The organism is Pseudarthrobacter cremeus, assembly GCF_051857465.1.
In the GTDB taxonomy this organism is placed as follows: domain Bacteria; phylum Actinomycetota; class Actinomycetes; order Actinomycetales; family Micrococcaceae; genus Arthrobacter.
Genome location: NZ_JBPZHC010000021.1, coordinates 23,655 through 36,806, shown reverse-complemented (window position 1 = coordinate 36,806; position 13,152 = coordinate 23,655). Strand labels below are relative to the sequence as shown.

The 13,152-nt window shown below is 62.9% G+C and carries 11 protein-coding genes; 6 read left to right on the top strand and 5 right to left on the bottom strand.

The genetic code is table 11. The annotated features are described in order from the left end of the window. Positions 1–293 precede the first annotated feature (293 nt). Positions 294–443: a hypothetical protein gene (locus ACS5PJ_RS21815; protein WP_157238335.1), complete on the top strand. Its 150-nt coding sequence runs from the start codon at positions 294–296 to the stop codon at positions 441–443. Between the two features lie 446 nt (positions 444–889). On the opposite strand, the gene ACS5PJ_RS21810 is transcribed toward ACS5PJ_RS21815, so the two are convergent. Then, the gene (locus ACS5PJ_RS21810) at positions 890–1,636 is read right to left on the bottom strand and encodes a FadR/GntR family transcriptional regulator (RefSeq protein ID WP_439436932.1); all 747 of its coding nucleotides are present in this window, start codon (positions 1,634–1,636) and stop codon (positions 890–892) included. A gap of 74 nt (positions 1,637–1,710) precedes the next feature. Next, complete coding sequence (locus ACS5PJ_RS21805) at positions 1,711–3,450, bottom strand: L-lactate permease (RefSeq protein ID WP_439436931.1); 1,740 nt, start codon at positions 3,448–3,450, stop codon at positions 1,711–1,713. A 186-nt stretch (positions 3,451–3,636) separates the two neighbouring features. On the opposite strand from ACS5PJ_RS21805, the gene ACS5PJ_RS21800 reads away from it, so the two are divergent. The 5 genes from ACS5PJ_RS21800 (at position 3,637) to ACS5PJ_RS21780 (ending at position 7,914) form a co-directional block, all read left to right on the top strand. Next, positions 3,637–4,440 carry a (Fe-S)-binding protein gene (locus ACS5PJ_RS21800; RefSeq protein WP_157238333.1) on the top strand — a complete coding sequence of 268 codons (804 nt, stop codon included), beginning with the start codon at positions 3,637–3,639 and terminating at the stop codon, positions 4,438–4,440. Further along, the gene (locus ACS5PJ_RS21795; RefSeq protein WP_254753037.1) at positions 4,437–5,963 is read left to right on the top strand and encodes a LutB/LldF family L-lactate oxidation iron-sulfur protein; all 1,527 of its coding nucleotides are present in this window, start codon (positions 4,437–4,439) and stop codon (positions 5,961–5,963) included. Before ACS5PJ_RS21800 ends, ACS5PJ_RS21795 begins: the two co-directional genes overlap by 4 nt. After that, entirely contained in the window at positions 5,960–6,592 is a 633-nt protein-coding gene (locus ACS5PJ_RS21790; protein ID WP_157238331.1) for a LutC/YkgG family protein, read from the top strand. Before ACS5PJ_RS21795 ends, ACS5PJ_RS21790 begins: the two co-directional genes overlap by 4 nt. A gap of 65 nt (positions 6,593–6,657) precedes the next feature. Beyond that, on the top strand, positions 6,658–6,996 hold the full coding sequence (locus ACS5PJ_RS21785; protein WP_157238330.1) for a hypothetical protein: 339 nt from the start codon (positions 6,658–6,660) through the stop codon (positions 6,994–6,996). 219 nt (positions 6,997–7,215) lie between these two features. After that, a complete protein-coding gene (locus tag ACS5PJ_RS21780) occupies positions 7,216–7,914 on the top strand; it encodes a GOLPH3/VPS74 family protein (RefSeq protein WP_157238329.1) in 699 nt (232 codons plus the stop codon). Between the two features lie 178 nt (positions 7,915–8,092). Here ACS5PJ_RS21780 and ACS5PJ_RS21775 read toward each other — a convergent pair whose 3' ends face one another. From ACS5PJ_RS21775 to ACS5PJ_RS21765, 3 genes are read right to left on the bottom strand one after another with little or no spacing between them, the layout of a single operon-like run. Next, positions 8,093–8,680, bottom strand: coding sequence for a hypothetical protein (locus ACS5PJ_RS21775; RefSeq protein ID WP_439436930.1), 588 nt, complete (start codon positions 8,678–8,680; stop codon positions 8,093–8,095). After that, complete coding sequence (locus ACS5PJ_RS21770) at positions 8,677–11,388, bottom strand: tyrosine-type recombinase/integrase (RefSeq protein WP_439436929.1); 2,712 nt, start codon at positions 11,386–11,388, stop codon at positions 8,677–8,679. Before ACS5PJ_RS21770 ends, ACS5PJ_RS21775 begins: the two co-directional genes overlap by 4 nt. Next, complete coding sequence (locus ACS5PJ_RS21765) at positions 11,385–12,578, bottom strand: tyrosine-type recombinase/integrase (protein WP_157238326.1); 1,194 nt, start codon at positions 12,576–12,578, stop codon at positions 11,385–11,387. Before ACS5PJ_RS21765 ends, ACS5PJ_RS21770 begins: the two co-directional genes overlap by 4 nt. Positions 12,579–13,152 lie beyond the last annotated feature (574 nt).

The window sequence follows — 13,152 nt, the reverse complement described above, 5'->3', positions numbered from 1 at the left end:
CCTGCCGGTGCGGATCACGGCGGCTTAGGCTTCGATTCGGTGCAAACATGGGCCTGCTCTTTCTGGCGTCGTTTGCCATCAGGGATTGAAGTTCAGCATCAGTCCGGCTAACAACAGGGCCGCCTTGAAGTCGACTCAGCCGCAGTGCTGGCACCTGCGTCAATCGCCAAGATTCCGGGGAAAAGATACGCGAGGCCGTGTCGCCCATATCGACCCTCCTGCCGCCGTCGACTCCGCGCCATGTGGATGGGGCGGAGACGGAACGGCTTGTGAGTCGGACTGAAAGGAAGACCATGAATTGCCTGGTTCGCTACCTGGGACTGATGTTCCAGCTGTCCCGCATCCAGGACCTGGCGTTGTGGGAGGCGGAGATGACGGAACCCACAAGGGCATTGACCTCGTCCGCTTGGATCGGCTGGTACGAGGAGGACGCTGCGGGCTGACCTGCGTCAGGGATCGAGATTGTCCCTGCGCGCAATCGTCTCGGAAGAGCATCTCACCGAAGATTCGTTTCAACGGTGATGTGTGTGGCATTGCAGACGAAGGTGCCACTGCAATTATCTCCCCTTGTGGATCGTATGGGCTGGTCAGGAGCTGGTGCTGGTGTGAGCCACGTTGGGCACGTCGGTGCTGTTGTAGCTACTTCCATCAGTTCCAGAGGTCTTGTGCTGTTCGTAGTGTGGCTTTTGTCCAGAAATGGCCGTTTTTCTTCACGGCGTGGTTGGGCGGTTAGAGGTTCACATGAGGAGGGCTTGAGCGCGCAGCTTCAATGACGTCGTTTGGTGATGGCGCTAGTTCATTGATTTTCATGACTTAGCTCCCACCCCGCTGTAAGGGTCGGTCAGTGTGGCGGACGTGCGAAAGCGCCTGCATGAATCGTCACACTAGTTCAGCTCCCGATTTCGGCGGCGGTCGCTTCCTGTGCCTTCTGATGGAACCACTCGATGTGCTCTTGCAGGAGTCGGGCTGCGAGCTCTCCTTCGTGTGACTGGACGGCGTCGAAGATGCCGTGATGCTGGTTTCGAAGTGTGGAGATTACGTCGGACCAGGCGTCCATGGCGTCCATTGCGCCTTTAACGTAGCCAACAATGGCGCCGCTGAGTGATTCCATCATGGTTGCGACCACAGCGTTCCCTGCCAGGGAGCTCAGGGCGACATGGAACCTGGCGTCCAGTTCATGGAACGTTTCACGACTGATGCCGGGATTGTCCATGGCTTGCAGGAGCTGGGCTGCCTGTTCTAGGTCCTCGTCGCCTCCTGTACGGTTCGCGCCGGCCCGGGCGGTCCAGGTTTCGAGCAGGATGCGGGTCTCGACAATGTCTTCGACCGGCAGTGTGCTGCTGGCGACGTGCAGTCGTAGGGCCGATGACAGGCCCGCGGAGGGGTCGGAGACGACGATTGCCCCGGAGGAGGGTCCGGATCCGACCGAGCTGCGCAGTATTCCCATGGCGTCCAGTACCCGGATGGCCTCCCGCACCGACGCCCTGGAAATCCCGTAGCTTTCGGCGAGGGTGCGTTCTCCCGGGAGCCGGTCCCCGACTTTGATTTTGCCCGAGCGGAGGTCCGCCTCGATGTCCTTCAGGAGCGCGTCATGGGTACGACGGCGGGGTGTTGCTCCTGCTTCGGCGGTGATCACGGGCGGTTCCTTACGGGCGGGCAGTGTGCGGGCCAGGGGGCGGCCCGCACACTGCGTCTTGAGTAGGCTGGACGCTAAGGCAGCATCCAGCCGAGGATGGGAGTGGACTGGAGGTAGGAGAGGGTGCACAGCACCAGCAGCAGCGCCACGCTCCACCCGACTACTTTACGCAGGATCACCGATTCCTTGCCTTCAAGGTTGACCGCGGACGCCGCGATGGCGAGGTTCTGTGGGCTGATCAGCTTGCCCACAACACCACCGGAGGTATTGCCGGCCACGAGAAGGTTCGGATCGATTCCTGCTTTCATGCCGGCGGTCTGCTGCAGCTTGGCGAACAGGGCATTCGCGGAGGTGTCGGAGCCGGTGACGGCCGTGCCGATCCAGCCGAGGACGGGTGAGAGGAAGGCGAAGAAGGTTCCGGTGCCGGCCAGCCAGGTGCCGATGGAAATGGTCTGTCCGGAGAAGTTCATGACGTAGGCCAGTGCCAGGACGGTGATGATGGTCAGGCCTGCCCAGCGCATCCGGTAGATGGTGTTCCAGATTTCTTTCACGGCGTTGCCGACGGTGATGTTGTAGCGGCCGTTTTCGTTGTACTTGGAGTACACGGCGGCGACGATCAGGCCGGTGAGCAGGAGAAGGGTGCCGGGGGTGGAGAGCCATTGGAAGGAGTAGATGGTGGAGGAGACGGGCTTGCCTGCTGCGTCAACGAGTGCGCCGTGCAGGATCGGCCACGGGATCTTGATGTCGGTGGAGGCCAGGAACGCGGGGACGTTTACACCGAGTTTCCAGAGTTTGGCGATGCCGAAGACGACGATGACCAGGAAGTAGGGGAACAGGGCGAGCCAGGTCCGCATCGGGGTCAGGCGGTCCGCTGCGGTGTCGGGGGTGCTGGTGAGGGTGGTGGCCCGGTGTGAGCCGCCGCCTGTGATGGCGGATTCCTTTTCAACGGCTGCGGCGGCCACACCGAGGCGGTCGCGTGCTTCGGAGCTGCCCTTCGGGGTCCAGACGCGGAAGAACAGTACGGCAGCGCCGAGGCCGGCGAGGGATGCGACGATGTCGGTGAGTTCGTAGGAGAAGTAGTTCGAGCACAGGAACTGCGCGATGGCGAAGGCGAAGCCGACGGCGAGTGCGGCGGGCCAGCAGTCTTTCAGGCCCTTGCGGCCATCGAGGATGAAGAGCAGGATCAGCGGCACGATGGTGGCCAGCAGCGGTGCCTGGCGCCCGACGATCGAGGCGATGTCCGTGGCGTGGAGTCCGGTGAGTCCCGCGGCGGTGGTGATGGGGATGGCCATGGCGCCGAAAGCGACCGGGGCGGTGTTGGCGACCAGGACGGCTGCCGCGGCGCGCAGCGGCGGCAGTCCGAGGGCGAGGAGCATGGTGGCGGTGATCGCGACAGGTGCGCCGAATCCGGCGAGGGCTTCGAGCAGGCCGCCGAAGCAGAAGGCGATCAGGACAGCCTGGAGCCGGACGTCGCCTTTACCGATCACGTCGAAGACGCGGCGGAGGTCCTCGAAGCGTCCGCTGAGGACAGTGACCTGGTAGAGCCAGACGGCCATGATGACGATCCACAGGACAGGGAAGGCGCCGAAGACGCCGCCCTGGGTCGCGGAGAGCAGTGCAAGGCCGGCTGGCATCTGGAATGCCACGATGCCAACGAGCAGGGCCATCAGCAGGGCGAAGGCCCCGGCGACATGGGCTCTGGTCTTGACGACGGCGAGCAGGATGAAGAACGTCAGTAGCGGCAGCAGGGCGACGATGGCCGACCACATGACGCTGTTGAGCACCGGGTCGGTGCTGGGTGTGAACTGGTCCACGGAGTTCCTCCACATTGAGGGGGGTGACAGGGGATATGGTCAGACCTCTGTGGTCGGACCATCAGAGTGTAGCGTAAATTTTCCTGAAAGTGTGAGCGGCTTCACTTGGATTCGCCGGTTGCCAGTGGCGTCGGTCACGTGATCTACTATGGTCAGACCACAAACCCCTTAGCCCGAAAGGCTGCCATGCGAATCGCTTTGTTCGCTACGTGCATCGTGGATGCGATGTACCCCGCCACAGCGCGTGCCACCGTGAAAATCCTGGAACGGCTGGGACACGAAGTTGTGTTCCCGTCCGGCCAGGCCTGCTGCGGGCAGATGCACGTCAACAGCGGCTACCTCAAGGAAGCTGTCCCCGTGATCGCCAACCACGTCGCCGCCTTCGACACCGAGGACTACGACGTCGCCGTCGCACCGTCCGGTTCCTGCGTCGCCTCCGTGAAGCACCAGCACCCCATGGTCGCCCGCTCGTGCGGCGACAAGGATCTGGAAACACGTGCCACCGCAGTCGGTGCCAAAACCTATGAGCTCTCCGAACTGCTCGTGGACGTTCTCGGCGTGACCGATGCTGGCGCGCAGCTCGGTTCCTACTTCCCGCACCGCGTCACCTACCACCCGAGCTGCCATGGCATGCGCCTGCTCCGGCTCGGGGACCGGCAGGCGCGGTTGCTGGGCAGTGTCGCAGGGATCGACATGGCCGAACTGCCGGAAGCTGACCAGTGCTGTGGCTTCGGCGGCACGTTCTCGATGAAGAACGCCGACGTCTCCTCCGCCATGCTTGAGGACAAGACGGCGAATATCACGGCAACAGGGGCAAGCCTGTGCGCCGGAGGGGACGCGTCCTGCCTCATGCACATCGGCGGCGGCCTCTCCCGCCAGGGCAGCGACATCACCACCCTGCACCTGGCCGAAATCCTTGCCAGCACCCTCGAGGAGCCCGCGTCCGTCACCGGCGAAGTGCGCATCTCCACCGGAAAGGCCACGCGATGAGCACTTACCTCGGCATGCCCTCCATACCTGTCTATGGCACGGGCAACCTGCACGCCTCCGAGTCCTTCCCGAAGGCCGCCCACCGCGAACTCGGGAACGCCCAGCTCCGGGCCAACCTCGGCCACGCCACCCACACCATCCGTGACAAGCGGATCGCTGTGGTCTCCGAACTGCCGGACTGGGAACAGCTGCGCGATGCCGGTTCCGCGATCAAGGAATCTGTGATGGCACGGCTGCCCGAGCTCTTGGAACAGTTCGAGAAGACCTTCACGGCCCGCGGCGGCGTCATTCACTGGGCCCGCGACGCCACGGAGGCCAACGAGATCGTGGCCGGGCTGATCCGGGAGACCGGTGAAACTGAAGTGGTCAAGATCAAGTCCATGGCCACGCAGGAAATCGGCCTGAACGAGTACCTCGAAGAGCAGGGCATCGCAGCGTTCGAGACCGACCTCGCCGAGCTGATCGTCCAGCTGGACCATGACAAGCCCAGCCACATTCTGGTCCCGGCGATCCATAAGAACCGCAGCCAGGTCCGGGACATTTTCCTGCGCGAAATGGAGGGCGTGGACCCTGATCTGACCAACGAACCGGCCCGCCTCGCCGGTGCCGCCAGGGCGCACCTGCGCCGGAAGTTCCTTACCGCCAAGGTCGCCGTTTCCGGGGCCAACTTCGCACTGGCAGATTCGGGCACCCTCGCTGTTGTTGAATCTGAAGGTAACGGCCGGATGTGTCTGACACTGCCCGAGACACTGATTACGGTGATGGGCGTGGAGAAGCTTCTCCCCACCTGGCAGGACCTTGAAGTGTTCATGCAGCTGCTGCCGCGTTCCTCCACCGGGGAACGGATGAACCCCTATACCTCGCTCTGGACCGGCGTCACCGAAGGCGACGGGCCGCAGAACGTGCACCTGGTGCTTTTGGATAACGGCCGCAGCGCCGCGCTGGCAGATGAAATGGGCCGGTCCGCGCTGCACTGCATCCGCTGCAGCGCCTGCATGAACGTCTGCCCGGTTTATGAGCGCACGGGCGGCCACGCCTACGGCTCCACCTACCCCGGGCCTATCGGGGCGATTCTCTCACCGCTGATGACCGGCATCCAGGCCGAGGAGAACAACTCGCTGCCCTACGCGTCCTCACTCTGCGGGGCCTGCTATGACGCCTGCCCGGTAAAGATCAACATCCCCGACATCCTGGTGCACCTGCGCAGCGTCGATGTGGACAGCAAACGCGGCAAGAAGAAGATCCCCACCCAGATGGATGTCGGCATGAACGCCGCCTCCTGGGCGCTGTCCTCAGGAAAACGTCTCGGCCTTCTCGAAAAGGGGCTGCCGCTGGGACGCCTGGCCGCCGGCCCGGACAAGAAGATCACCAAGCTGCCCGGCATCGCCGCCGGCTGGACCCAAAGCCGCGACATCCCGGCACCCCCCTCGCAGTCCTTCCGGGACTGGTGGAAAAAGGAACACCGGACACCAGAGCCAGACGCTGCCCCCGCCGCGTCCCAAGATCAGGAAAACCAGCCATGAGCGCACGCGAAGAAATCCTCGAGCGGATCCGCACCGCCCTGAAAGACAGCCCCGTGGCGCCCGAGATCCCGCGGGAGTACCGGGCGGCATCCCAGCTGGATGAGGAGGCACTGATCGAGCTGCTGGTGGACCGCCTGATCGACTACAAAGCACAGGTCTCGGTCGTGGACAACGCAGAGGTCCCGGCGCGGATCGCGGAACTCCTCGCCGACGCCGGCAGCTACGTCGTGCCCACAGGGCTCGACGCCGGCTGGCTCACAGGACTCGAACTCGAACACGACAGCCGGCGCCGCCAGGACTCGGCCGCAGCGCCGCTGTCCGTCGCCGAGCTCGACGGCATCGACGCCGTCGTGACCGGCAGCGCCGTCGCCGTCGCCGAGACCGGGACCATCATCCTGGACGGCAGCCCCAACCAGGGCCGCCGCGCGATCACCCTGGTCCCGGACCACCACATCTGCATCGTCAAAACCACTGATATAACCGGGATCCTGCCCGAAGCGCTGCGCCGGATCGACGGCACTCGGCCCCTGACCATGATCAGCGGCCCGAGTGCCACCAGCGACATCGAACTTGAACGCGTCGAGGGAGTCCACGGCCCCCGCAAGCTCGACGTCATTATCGCCCGGTAGGATCCGGGCCGAAAGGCACCAACGCAGTTTCCGTTCCCCTCCGCAGTTGAACGAAAGGTACCCGCATGACTTTCTACCGCCATGACCTCTGGCACACCCTTCTCGGCGCCCTCGTGGAAGTCCGGAAAAACGGCACGGTCGTTCGGGAAGGACTCGTTGAGGATGTCATGCCCGATTCCTCGGCGCTCTGGATCGCCGCCGACGGGCTCACCGGCCGTGTTCTGATCGAAGCCGCTGAAGGACACGAGGTGTGGGTCGAGCCCAGAAAGCTTGAGGGTCAGCGCTCCTACCGGATGACATCGCTAGCACTTCAGGACGGGAGCGGACATCGGGCACGCAGGAACGCCGGCCATGGACGGCACCGCTACCGCGTCAGAACTGCAGTGACGGACAAGGCGTCGTAGACACCTTGCTCCGGCTTTCCAATACCTTCGCCACGAAATGACCGCCTGACCGTAACTAGGGCAGTTATGGCAACAGCCACGGCAGCACGGACAGGGGATCTATCCGCGTTGCCGTGGCCGCACCCCGCGCCGGGACGGCAGACACGCGTCTAGCCAGTCATCTTCTATGAATCAACGCGACTGGTTGTGACGGAACCCTGACGGGAGCACCATGATCTTATGGATCCTCAAACAGCTAATGGCGGAGAGCTGAGCCTTCCACAGGCGTTCCTCCTGCTGGCAACGAACGATATCGACGGCGAACCGGAGCTGCCGTCTTACGTACTCAGGACCACGGTGGCGGGGGCAATCCTGGCCGAACTGGACCTGCTTGGCGCAATCGAACTGCAGGGCAAGAATGTCCGGGCCACCGGTACAGAGCCACAAACACACCTCCAGCACGAACTGGAGATCATCCGCCACAAATCCCGTCCGCACCCACCTAAAAAGTGGGTCTCCATGCTCGAGGGCCGTGCCGAGGTGCAGCGCGTCTACGAGAGCATGGCCTCCCGAGGCATCCTGGATCAAGTCGGCGAAAAGCACCTCGGCGTGTTCAAGAGCGTGCGGTACCCGGAGAAGGACCATACTCCAGAAGCGGCGCTCCTGAAGAGGATCGAGTCGGCGCTGAGCGGTGGCCGCGCCGAATCGGCGTCCGGTTCCCGTGCCGAGCAGTTGGAGCCTTCAGAAACTGCCCGCGCGGAAACAGATCCCAGGAACCGGGCGCTGATCGCACTCCTGCACGCAGCGCGCTTGCTTGAGAAGCTATTCCCGGCAGCCGATCGGAACCGGATTCAGGACCTGACGCATGACCACTGGCCGGCCCGTGCGGTGGAGGACGAACTTCGCGAGCTCAGGGTGGCTGCTGAACCGCTCGTCTAGGAGACCGTGCTACAGCTTGTAACGGCAGGCCCTCCCTCCCGGGAATATCTTGTCTGTGCCTTCGTGGGCCCGGCCAGTTACTGACGAATGGGAGCCGGAGCGCGACAGGACAGCTTGTTCCCTCGGCCCGAGTCCAGACCAGAAGAGGTAGCTGCAACCGAAGCTGTAAGACTGAAGTTTAAGTTCGGCCGGGGCGGGTTCGTTCTGGGCGGTTTAGTTCGGTCATCAGGGAACGGTTAACGCTGTGGGCTGCTTGCAGGTCTGATGAGAGTGCTGCGACTTGCTGCTGAGCGTGATGAAGCTCTTGGGTTCTCTCGCTGGTTTGTTTGGAGAGGATGGCGTTTTGATCTGTCAGTTCCTGGACGCGAAGGCTTTGGGAGTGGGCGTCCGTGCCGTCGATTTGGTCCCCGAGCAGTTCGGAGATGCGTCGCTGGTGCCTCTGTAGTTCGTGCCTGAGCCGTTGGTTCTCCTGGCGCAGAAGATCACGTTCGACTTGGAGCGAGCCCGTCGTTGATTTTGTTGTTTCCGGGGATGTCATGGAGCCCGTGGCATGTCGTTTCTGTGCTTTCCTGACCTCGTCCAGGAGGGGTTCCTGTCGGACGAGCCACGGGCTGACACCGGCGAGGCGTGCAACCTCGGCTACCGTGATGGGGCTGCGCGTACGTTCCATGGCCTCAAGGGTTGCCAGAACCGCACCTCGTTTGTTATTGCTGTCCTTCTTTCGTTGCCGGACCATGGCGGCCGCGTTGCCCGGATGTTTGCTCACTCGATCTCCTTGCCGTTATCGGTCCTGAGTCTGAGGCTTCCGACCGGGATGAAGGGCTTCTCGACGGCGGTCGGGACGCTGGCGCGGACCCGGCGGAGCACAGCGGAGGCCTCGGCCAGTGACTCCCGCTCGATGGAAGGCAGGTCGGCAAGGCGTGATTCCTGTGCCTGGATAAGGCCCGTGAACGCTTCTATTTCATTCTTGGTGTCCGTGATTAACGAGGGGCGCAGGTTCTGGGCGATCTGCCACGCGAGGTCTTCTTTCATGCGTTCCAGATGCGCCTTGAGGTCAGGCAGGTGGGAAGGATCCGATCTGAAGAACGTACAGCCGCCGCATTGGAAGCGGGCGGGGCATGCCTTGCCTCCTGCTTTGATGTTGGTCGGTTCGGTGCAGTTGCCGAACGGGACGGCCACGGCTGCCATTGAGTAGAGCTCTTCAGCGACGGGGGCGTGGGTGCCGTGGGTGTCGAAGGAGAGTCTTTTGACGGATTCGATGGCTTTACGTTTTCGTGCGTTGGTCACCGTGTAGTACCTGGCTGTGGTGTCCGCGGATCGGTGGTCCATGAGGCGGCGGAGGGTTTCCTGGGCGACTCCTGCGTCGGCCAGCCGTTGGCAGTAGGAGTGGCGGAATGCATAGGCGAAGACGGAGGTTTTGCCGAAAGGAGTCCCCGTTCCGGGGCCGTTTGCCGGGCCGGGCAGGTCCGGGAGCCGGTTATCGATCCAGTCACGGAGCCGGCGGTTGAACCAGGCCGTTTTGAGGTGTTTGTCCCGGGCGCGGGAGCGGAACGTGGGAAACAGCCAGTCCTGCTGCCCGGCAGGCATCGCCTCGATGTGGCGGTCGCGGATGATGAACCACGACTCCAGGGCGTGGGCGGTTTCTGCCCAGATGGGGAGGCGCCTGCCCCTGCGTCTGCCTTTGTCGTTGTGCCACAGCAGGGTGGCTTGACCGGTCCTGTCGTAGCTCAGGCATTCCCTTCGGAGGCTTGCCGTCTCGTTCGGCCGCCTCCCGGCGTCGCGCAGCAGGGTCATGTAGCAGGTGAAGGCTGCTTTATAGACGTCATTGGGGACCGCGGCCGAGGTCGGACTGGCGACACGGGCCGTGGGTAACTGTTTGAAGAGGTACTCGATGACGGGTTCGGGGATTGCCCGTCCGGTCTCGTCGTCAGCGTCTGTCCCTGGGGCGTCTTCTAGTGGGATTTGCAGGTCGTAGTCGGGGGAGAAGGAGAGCGTGGTGTGTTCGAACAGGTCAGAGTTCTTCCGGGTGTAGTCGATCATGCCCGCCACGGTTGACCCGAGAAAGCGTTTGTAGGCGTTGGTCAGGGGTTTTCCGTCGAGCCGCGTCAGGCCGGCCAGTGCATGTGCGAGCACCTTGCCATGCTCGCGGGTCAGTCCGGATGCGTTGGTCGGCGCGGGAAGGCGTCGCGCCGAGCATTGGACGATGAAGTCGGTGCATAGTCTTGCGACGTGAGTGATGAGGGTCGTCGAGGAGGTTTCGGTGGTGGACCGCTCCAGGATCCAGAGCTTGGTCATGTGCCGGGCCCAGTCCAGAGGGATCGGGCGGAAATCCAGGGCAGCCATGGATCGTGCGGAGCCGGATCTGTTTGAAGAGGTCATGAGCAGACCGAACGGGATGAGGTCCGATTGCAGCAGATCACCGTCCGTGGACCACGGGACGTAGCGTTCCAGCAACCTCGCCCGCACCACCCGGAACATGGACCAGGCATTTACGGAACACAGCATATTGCCCTCAGCAAGTGCGTGGGTGTCGGCGTTCAGGAAGGACTTCGTGGCCTGAGGGAATTCCAGCGCCGACTTGATGAGGGCCTTGGTCGTGGTGATGTTGATCGGGAAGCCAATGCGGTCCTGATGCTGAAGGGACCACAGCAGTTCCGTGGCCAGTCCCGGGTGCCGGCGGCGTAGAGGGGCCAGGTTGAGTTCGTACCCGTCGGTTCTCGCCGGCGGCGCGTGGATTTCCCGGTAGCCGTCAGGTTCCAGAGAGACGACAGCTTCGCGTTCAAGATGCAGCGCAAGCTCACTCGGGTCGTGGATCAGCTTGGCGTGCATTCTGCAGATGCCCGTCTGGTTGGCGTGGTGACGTTTGTAGCCGCACCACGGAACTGCGCAATACTCTGGCGCTGCTACCGGATTGGCGGCTTGGGACGCGATCCATTCCTTGATGTCTTCGACTGTGTGGCGTGGTTGGTGGCCCAGACACAGGGGAGGGAGCCGGTCTTTTTGCTGGTGCCATCGTTTGGGGTTCCCCTCCGTCGGGGTCATCAAGGGCACACCAAGTCCCTTGCTACGGTTTGTGCAGTTCGTCACCGAACACAGGATCGGGACGACGCGGGATGCCCAGTTGGTGTCCTGCAGCTGGACTGCCCTTTCGACCCAGGCCTCGGCGGTCATGGCGCCGAGGCGTCTGGTGTGCCGGAGGTAGCGGCCGGTGCAGACGTTGCACAGCCCGCTGCGGCGTGTAAATGAGGGGCCATGGCAGCCAGGGAACCTGCACTGGTTGACGAGCGTGCCCAAGTGGCCAGGAACTCCGGTGAAGACCCAGGCCTCGCTGTCCCATTCCTCCGGCCGCCAATCGTCCCGGATTTCCTGGGCAAGCATGTGCTGGAAGCCTGCAAGGTCCGCGGCCGGGTCGACTGGTTCCGGCCGCGGTAGGACCGGAGAAACATCGAAGATGACTGATTGTCCGCCGCTCATGTGGGCTCCGACGAACGGAACCGGACACGTTCGATGGCCTCGCGCAGGTCCTGGTCGGAGGAGTGCTCATACACGAGCTGGGATGAGGGACTGCGGTGCCCGAGCAGTGCCTGAACGTCCCGCGTCGGCACTCCTGCCCTCTTCCAGCGGGTCGCCGCGGTGTGCCGTGTCATGTGCGGGTTTACCCGGAGCCCAGCACGGCCTGAAGAGCGGTAGAACATCTTCACGGCGTTGGAGTACTTCAACGCTTCCCCGACATGGGACCGGGAATACAGGTTGACGAAGACCATCGGGTTGGAATCCTGGGCCAACCGGTCGATGCGGTCCTCAAGGTACAGGTAATACAGGGTGCAGACCGCTTCAGTGACCGGGACTGTGCGTGGGTTCGAGGATTTGGACAGCGCAGCGTTGGGATTCTGTCGCCGCCGGACGTGGATATGTGGCCCAACGGACACACAACCGACGGCACGCGAGTCATGGAAAAGGTGCAGATCCTCTGTCCGCAGCCCCAAGGCCTCACCGATCCGGACGCCCGTTTCGACCATCAGTGCCACCAGGAAACGGTCACGGTGGTTGGAGACCGCCTCCAGCAACGACTCCGCACCGGTTTCATTCAGCAACTTCGGGGCTTCTTCGATTTCCTTGACGCGAACTGCCCGGGACCTCAACACCTGGCCCGGCAGGAGTCTGTCACCGGAATAGCCGTAGGCGATTCTGGTTTCGTAGAAGCCTGCGGCCGTCTTCTCACTGACCAGATCACTGCGCGCGGCCCACATGTAGAACTGGGTTATTGCCGCGGCATACTGGTTCATTGTTTTCCCGCTCCGGTAGCGCGGCTCACGATATTCCGCGTTTCCCTCCGGGGCGTTCAACGCGGTGACGGCGAGCTCCCGGATGAACCGGGAAACGACAGGAACACCGTCAGTCCAGTCCAACCTCGCCGGACCGAGCCAGGTGAAGAAAGCGGCCAGGCGCTGCGCGTAGGCCCGGATGGTGTTGGCGGACCGGGCAGAACCCAGAAGGTAGTGAAGGTAGGCGCTGGCCTCAGAATGCAACTCGTAGGTGGAGGAGTCCACTACTGCCCAGGACGGGCCTCCAGCCTTGTGGATGACGCTGAACGCGATCCAGCGCCGTGAAATCGGGACGATCGGGTGGGTGGTCGACGGAAACGGAATCAGGGACTGCGGCATACGAACGTACCTCGTCAGGGTAGATAATCCGTGCGTTCCGAGACGACCCTAATGCAGAACCTACATCGCTGTGAACCCCACTTGAGGGCAGATAAACAGTACCTGGACCTGCTGATGCTGCAGAAGTGGAAGAACTTACGTCGTCAACGATGTGAGTAGTCGGGCTTGCGCTGTTGTCGGCTAACCGTGCCCGCCAAGGGTCGAAATACGGCTGTGGACATTGTCCACACTTTCAGCTTCAGATTGTGTCGTACTTCCCTCGAACTGCTTCGGATTGCGCATGTTTCCACGGGCGTCCAGTGTTTGCAGGGCGGGAATGTAGTTCGAGTCCCACCTCGGGCACGACGTTTTCACTCGTCAGAGGCGATTTTGCTTTGACGTGTGTACAAAGCTTGTGGTCGCGTCGCTCTGACGGCTGGTTCGCGGGCTGTGGCCTGGCCGCCGCGGTGGCCTGTTCAGGTGTGTGGGGTGGCGGGTTCAAGTCCTTGGCTGTGGGCCTTCCGCCTGCTGGGGTGGGGATATATGGTTCCTCTTTTCCGTTTGGTCGGGTTGGGCGTCGTTGTCCAACACCTAT

Excerpts from the sequence above, each read along its gene's own strand:
- ACS5PJ_RS21765 (WP_157238326.1), bottom strand. The coding sequence starts at position 12,578 with ATGCCGCAGTCCCTGATTCCGTTTCCGTCGACCACCCACCCGATCGTC.
- ACS5PJ_RS21815 (WP_157238335.1), top strand. The coding sequence starts at position 294 with ATGAATTGCCTGGTTCGCTACCTGGGACTGATGTTCCAGCTGTCCCGC.
- ACS5PJ_RS21800 (WP_157238333.1), top strand. The coding sequence starts at position 3,637 with ATGCGAATCGCTTTGTTCGCTACGTGCATCGTGGATGCGATGTACCCC.
- ACS5PJ_RS21780 (WP_157238329.1), top strand. The coding sequence starts at position 7,216 with ATGGATCCTCAAACAGCTAATGGCGGAGAGCTGAGCCTTCCACAGGCG.
- ACS5PJ_RS21790 (WP_157238331.1), top strand. The coding sequence starts at position 5,960 with ATGAGCGCACGCGAAGAAATCCTCGAGCGGATCCGCACCGCCCTGAAA.
- ACS5PJ_RS21770 (WP_439436929.1), bottom strand. The coding sequence starts at position 11,388 with ATGAGCGGCGGACAATCAGTCATCTTCGATGTTTCTCCGGTCCTACCG.
- ACS5PJ_RS21785 (WP_157238330.1), top strand. The coding sequence starts at position 6,658 with ATGACTTTCTACCGCCATGACCTCTGGCACACCCTTCTCGGCGCCCTC.
- ACS5PJ_RS21795 (WP_254753037.1), top strand. The coding sequence starts at position 4,437 with ATGAGCACTTACCTCGGCATGCCCTCCATACCTGTCTATGGCACGGGC.